The 6,985-nt window shown below is 56.6% G+C and carries 5 protein-coding genes and 1 pseudogene; all 6 read left to right on the plus strand.

The window, feature by feature from the left end; translation table 11 throughout:
• A partial coding sequence (locus tag ACY692_RS13535) for a hybrid sensor histidine kinase/response regulator (RefSeq protein ID WP_462325907.1) occupies positions 1–2,124 on the plus strand: 2,124 nt, incomplete at its 5' end.
• Between the two features lie 373 nt (positions 2,125–2,497).
• Positions 2,498–2,647 (plus strand): annotated as a pseudogene (locus tag ACY692_RS13540) (ATP-binding protein); the annotation flags it as partial.
• 84 nt (positions 2,648–2,731) lie between these two features.
• Entirely contained in the window at positions 2,732–3,085 is a 354-nt protein-coding gene (locus ACY692_RS13545; protein ID WP_462325908.1) for a response regulator, read from the plus strand.
• Positions 3,086–3,651: 566 nt separating this feature from the next.
• On the plus strand, positions 3,652–4,305 hold the full coding sequence (locus ACY692_RS13550; RefSeq protein WP_462325909.1) for a CBS domain-containing protein: 654 nt from the start codon (positions 3,652–3,654) through the stop codon (positions 4,303–4,305).
• Complete coding sequence (locus ACY692_RS13555) at positions 4,292–5,089, plus strand: ABC transporter ATP-binding protein (protein WP_462325910.1); 798 nt, start codon at positions 4,292–4,294, stop codon at positions 5,087–5,089. Before ACY692_RS13550 ends, ACY692_RS13555 begins: the two co-directional genes overlap by 14 nt.
• Positions 5,058–6,985, plus strand: a 1,928-nt coding sequence (locus ACY692_RS13560; RefSeq protein ID WP_462325911.1) for an AMP-binding protein, incomplete at its 3' end; no start/stop codon positions are given. The genes ACY692_RS13555 and ACY692_RS13560, both read left to right, overlap by 32 nt.

A 6,985-nucleotide genomic window follows, 5' to 3' on the forward strand; every position in this document is an offset into this window, starting at 1 on the left:
ATCCTCGACCAGCTGCAGGACGAAAAGTATGATTGGACGTTTCAAGAGACGTCCCTGAAAGAGATGCATCCCATCATCAAGGGGCTGAAGGAGCTGTCTCGAAAACTCCGGGAACGCCAAAAAAGGATCGAGACCCAAACGCGCAGCCTCGAGGAGTACAACCAGACCCTGGTGGAGGAAATCCAGCGAAGAAAACAGATCACAAACGAACTTGAAACGACCAGGAAGAAAACACAACTCATTATCGACCAGTCCCCCATCGGCATCTGCACGGTGGATCTCGAAGGCAGAATCGTGTCGGCCAACCCTGCGTACGCAGACATGCTGGGCTATGCCCCGGAAGAGCTCACGGGGGTTTCCTTTTTCGATCTCACCCATCCGGATGACCGGCCCAAAAACAGAAAAGTTTTCGACAACATGCGTTCCGCAAAGGCCCCGGGTTTCGACATCGAAAAAAGATATATCCGCAAGGACGGCACGGTCATTGATATCCGTCTCCATGCGGCAGCGGTCAGAGACGGAACAGGCACCACGCAATTCGGCACCGCATTTGTGGAGGACATCACCGCCGGCAAGCAGGCCGAAATCGAGCTTCTGCAGTCCAAACAATTCATCGAAAGCGTCATCAACGGTATTGCCGATCCTGTTTTCGTCAAAGATGAAAACAACCGCTGGATCATGTTCAACGACGCCTTCTGCCGGATGCTCGGTCACTCCAGAGAAGAACTCCTCGGCAAGACCGATCACGATTTTCTTCCTGCGGACCAGGCCGATATTTTCCTGGAACATGACAGCAACGCTCTGGCGTCGCAGGAACCCGACATCAATGAAGAAGAAATCTCTGTCGGCAAGCGGACCCGCATTTTGTCCACTATCAAATCATCCTTTGACAACCCCATCACCGGCACCAGAAACCTCGTTGGCACGATCCGCGACATCACCGACATCAAGCGCACCGAAGACCAGCTCAGACAGGCCCAGAAAATGGAATCCGTGGGCCGCCTGGCCGGAGGCGTGGCCCATGACTTCAACAACATGCTCGGCGTGATTCTGGGTCATGCGGACATGCTCCTGGACAAGGTGGATCCGTCACTGCCGATCCGTGCAAACCTCGAGGAAATCAGGAAGGCTGCAGAACGATCCGCCGAACTCACCCGCCAATTGCTGGCCTTTGCCCGCAAACAGACCGTGAGCCCCAAAGTGCTCGACCTGAACGGGACACTAGCGGGCATGCTCAAAATGCTCAAACGGCTCATCGGGGAGGATATCGATCTGGCCTGGACGCCCGGCAACGGTGTCTGGGCGGTCAAGATCGATCCCGGACAGGTCGATCAGCTTCTCGTGAACCTGTGCGTCAATGCACGGGATGCCATCGAAGGCGTGGGCAAGATGACCATTGAAACGGGCAACATGGTCTTTGACCAGGCCTATTGCGACTATCATGCGGGCTTCAGACCGGGTGAATTCGTGCTCCTGGCCGTGAGCGACAATGGCTGCGGCATGGATCAGGAGACTGTCGAGAATATTTTTGAACCGTTTTTCACCACCAAAAAATCGGGCAAGGGCACAGGCCTGGGCCTGGCCACGGTCTACGGGATCGTCAAGCAGAACGACGGATTCATCAACGTATACAGTGAACCGGATGCAGGAACCACGTTCAAGATCTACCTGCCGCGGCATACGGGCGAAGCCGGAGAGATCCCGGCACAAGCCCCGATACAAGATGCTGCCACGGGACACGAAACCATCCTGGTCGTGGAAGATGAAGCCACGATTCTGAACATGATCACAGCCATGCTCCAGGGACTCGGCTATACCACCATCCCGGCCGCAACACCGGGCAAGGCCATCGGGCTGGCCGAGTCCCATCCTGAACCCATCGACCTCCTCCTGACCGATGTGGTCATGCCCGAAATGAACGGCCGGGATCTGGCCGGAAAAATCATGCGCCGCCATCCCGATGCCGCCTGTCTGTTCATGTCGGGCTATACCGCCAACGTCATCGCCCATCGCGGGGTTCTGGAGGAGGGCGTGCAGTTCATCCAGAAACCCTTTTCCCTGCAGGACCTGGCAACCAAACTGCGGGAACTCCTGGATGACGGGCACAGGAACCAACCGGACTAGAATAAAATCTGTAACTATCCAGCCACCAATAGCCCGGTCCTGCTTTGTCCCTTCCGGAAACGCCGAGCGTCTGTTCGGCGATGCGTGTACGAACCGGCAGGAAACAGGGAGAATGGTACCATCGGACCCAACGATGACGATATACCCCCAGACATTGCCCGAAAGGCCGAGCAGGCGCTCGGCGTTCCCAGGAAAAGCCACAGCCCCATGCCGGGTTATCGTGCTGAATAGTTATCTCATAACCAACACCGACCGGAATATTACCGCAATCACAGCATGCTTGAAGACGCCTTCAATGACACTTCACAATCATACAGGATAGCCCATTACCGGACCCGAGGAGCACAGGACACGTGCCGGACACATCGAAACCATCCGACATATTTTCGAGCCGTTTTTCAGCACCAAGGAACCGGGCAAGGGGACAGGGCTGGGCCTTACGACCATACACGGCATCGTCAAACAGAACAACGGCCATATCAATATCTACAACGAGCCCGGGACCGGCACGACATTCCGTATCTACCTGCCCAGATTCACGGGAGACTCCAAGGAACCTGCCACAACAGCCATTGCCACGGACACCGAGGGCGGCAGCAAAACCCTGATGGTGGTCGAAGACGACGAATCGATCCGCAGTCTTGTCCATCAGATTCTCGAAAGCATGGGATATACGGTCTTTTCGGCCGGATCCCCCCATGAGGCCCTTGAGCCCACGGCCGACCTTCCCGGAACCATCCATCTTCTGGTCACCGATGTGATCATGCCGGGCATGACGGGCAAGGACCTCGCCGGCAGGCCTGCCGAAATCTATCCGGACATGAAATGCCTCTACATGTCCGGATACACGTTCGATATCATCTCCGGGCAAGGCGCTCTCAAGGAAAACGTACATTTCATCGCCAAACCATTCACCATTGATGATATCGAATGTAAAGTCCGCGAGGTTCTCGACGGCTGACCGGTCCAGCCATGACGGTTCTCCCGACACACCACAACCCGTTTGGAAAGCAAAATTTTCAAAACGGATCCAGAATGGACTCCAGAGCAATCAAACCGTAGGGGCACCCCTTGCGGGTGCCCCTTTTTGCGACGACCCCCCACCTCTAAGGCGTCGCCTGAACCGGGCACCCGCAAGGGGTGCCCCTACGGGCCGCGTTGACGGCAGAGGATCTATGGAGATTCTCTATCCCGCACGGAACCTGGTTGAACCGCCTTCTGATCCATTGCTCCCTCCCCCGCTACAGCCATCCGGCCGCAACATTTATTGACAGTCAATAAATGTTGCGGCCGTTTTTTTTTTGCGTGGTTCACTCCCCCATCCCCCAGAAAGACTGCGGCCCCGCTCCGCACCTGCCATGCCTCTGCTGTCAACGAAAATTGCTCCTAAAGATGTCTTACACGTCCACCCACAGCCGCACACCACGATTAGCACCTCGAAATCTATAAAAATAACAATATATTAAAGCACATCCATCCCTTTTGGTCCGTTTCTTGTTTTACAGAATACAACCCAAGGAGAGATCAATGTTCGTAGGACTCAAGATGCTCAAGGATTTCAGAACGGCCACGCCCGACACCCTGGCCGTTGATGCGGAAAACATTCTGGAGGAAAGCGGCCTCTGGATGGTTCTGGTTGTCGATGGGGACAAGCTGGTGGGGTATGTACGCAAGGAAGATCTGAGCGCGGCAATGCCTTCGGTCATGACCGGTCTGGACAAGCACGAACTGAACTACCTGCTCTCCAAACTGACTCTTGCCAAAATCATGCGCAAGGACATGACCACCATCGCCCCGGAAGCCGAAATCGAGGTTGCGGCAGCCCTGATGCGCGAGAAGAACCTGGCCGGCCTGGCTGTTGTGGACACGACCGGGAAGTTGATCGGTTACATCAACCGGAGCCTGATGCTCGATGTTTTGGCCGAGGAAATGGGCTACAACACAGGTGGATCTCGCATCGTCTTCGAGGTGGAGGACCGGCCCGGCGTGCTTCTGGACGTCACCGGCGTCGTCAATGACATGGGGTACGGCATCATCTCCACCGGAACGTTTTATCACAGGACACAGCGCATGGTGGTCATCCGGGTAAACACGCCCAACCCGTCTTCAATAGCCGCCGCCCTGCAGAAAAAAGGCTACGAGGTCGTGGGGCCGGAGGATTTCGTGCATGAATGGAGCTGACGTTACCCTCCTTGAAATCGAAAAGATGACCCTGACGTTCAGGGGACTGGCCGCACTCTCCAGAGTGACCTGCCGTGTCCCTGTCGGTTCCATCACCTCTCTTATCGGCCCCAACGGAGCCGGCAAGACGAGCATGCTCAACTGCATATCCGGCCGGTACACACCGGACAGCGGTTCCATCACCATGCAGGGCCGTCCCCTGCTGGGCGTTGCCGCCCACAAGCGGACCGCAATGGGCCTGGCCCGCACCTTCCAGAACATCGCTCTTTTCAAGGGGCTCAGTGTCCTCGACAACCTCATGGTGGGCCGACACGCCCGCATGAACTACGGCGTACTCGCATCGCTTTGCTATTTCGGGAGGGCACGTCGTCAGGAAACGGAACACCGGGAATATGTGGAAGAGATCATCGATTTTCTGGATCTCTCGCCCTTTCGCCACAAAACAGCCGGACACCTGGCCTACGGACTGCAGAAAAAAGTGGAGCTGGGCCGGGCCCTGGCCGCCCGACCGGACATGCTCCTCCTCGATGAACCCATGGCCGGGATGAACCTCGAAGAAACCGAAGACATGACCCGCTACATCCTGGATATCAATGAACACTGGGACACCACGGTCTTTCTGGTCGAGCACGATATGGGAGTCGTCATGGACATCTCCGATCATGTGATCGTTCTCGACTTCGGATTGGTTCTGGCGGCAGGCACTCCCAAACAGGTGCGCAAGAACCCCAAGGTCATCAAGGCCTACCTTGGTGACGATCAGGGACTTTTTCACGGCCGATGAACACGACGGCACAACGGATCAGGAATCCATGAACACAAGCTACCAGACAACACTTCCCGGTCTTCTCGTCCACAACGCCCGGCAGCATCCTGCAAAGATTGCCATGCGCGAAAAAGACCGGGGGATCTGGCAAAAATACACCTATGCAGAGTACCTCCAGATCACCTCGGAATTTGCGGCCGGTCTCAGGCAACTCGGCCTCGGCCGGGACGACATCCTGATCATCATCGGCGACAACCGCCCCGAATGGCTCTGGGCCGAACTGGCCATTCAGGGCATCGGCGGCGTCTCGCTGGGACTGTATCAGGACTCGCCCGCCCAGGAGGTCCGGTTCATCTTCGAACTCTCGAAAACCCGGCTGGTGGTCGCCGAAGACCAGGAGCAGGTGGACAAGATACTTTCCATCCGGAAGGAACTCCCGGACCTGGACTACATCGTCTACCATGACCCCAAGGGGTTGGAATGCTATGAGGCAGAGGGGCTCCTCGCCTTTGATCAGGTCCGGGAAATGGGAAGCGACCGGGCCAAGGAGTATCCGGGGTGGGCCGGGGAGGTGTCCCCGGAAGACGTCTGTCTCATCGTGACCACATCGGGAACCACAGGGCGGCCCAAACTGGCCATGCTCTCGCACACCAATCTCTTGAGCATGGCGTTCAATCTCGGTCAGGCAGATCCGAAATACCCCACGGACGAATTCGTCTCCTTCCTTCCCCTGGCCTGGATCGGCGAACAGATGATGGCCGTCAGCTCGGCCTTGCTGTTCGGGTTTTGCGTCAATTTCCCGGAAGAACCCGACACCGTGCAGGAAAACATCCGAGAAATAGGCCCCAACCTGATCTTTTCACCCCCGCGCATCTGGGAGAACATGGCCGCTTCCGTGCGGGTGAAAATCATGGAGACAACGCCCCTCAAGCGGTTTCTCTACCATTTTTTTCTGCCCTGGGGATACGCGTACGCGGACACGCTCCTTGGCGGCAAAAAGCCCGGGATCCTGCAGACGGTCAAATACCAAGTGGCCCGGCTGGCTCTTTTCAGGGCCCTCAAGGATCGACTGGGATTTTCCAACATCCGCTCGGCATCCACCGGAGGAGCCCCTCTCGGTCCGGACACCTTCCGCTTTTTCCACGCCCTTGGCGTCAATCTCAAACAGATCTACGGCCAGACCGAAATCGCCGGGATCTCCTGCATCCATACCAACGGGGAAGTGGATTTCGACACCGTGGGACACCCCATTCCGGAGACGGAAATCAAAATTTCCGAGCAGGGCGAAATCCTTTCCAAAAGTCCGGCCGTCTTCAAGGGGTATCTCCACAATCCCGAGGCAAGCGCCGAAACCCTGGAGGATGGATGGCTCAAATCAGGGGATGCCGGTTACTTCAAGGACAACGGCCAGCTGGTGATCATCGACCGGTTGAGCGATGTCATGAATCTTCGGGACGGCACACAGTTTTCCCCCCAGTTCATTGAAAACAAGATCAAATTCTCCACCTATGTGCAGGAAGCCGTGGTCATCGGCAGGGAGAGGGATTTCATCACCGCCATCGTGTGTCTCGACGCGGAGATTGCCGGCCGCTGGGCGGAAACGGAACAGATAACCTACACCACCTACCAGGATCTGGTGTCCCGGCCCGAACTCTATGCCCTCATCAAGAAAGAACTGGAAGCCCTGAACGACACCCTGCAGGAGGGCACCCACATCCACTCCTTCGCCCTCCTGTACAAGGAGCTGGACGCTGACGACGGCGAGCTCACCCGAACACGCAAGATACGGCGCACGATCATTGAAGAACGATACGGCGAACTCATCGAGGCCCTTTATTCCCGACAAAATTCCGTCCACCTCACTGCGTGCATCACCTACCAGGATGGCTGCGTGCGTGAGATGAACGGAGCGAT

The organism is Desulfoplanes sp., assembly GCF_054921335.1.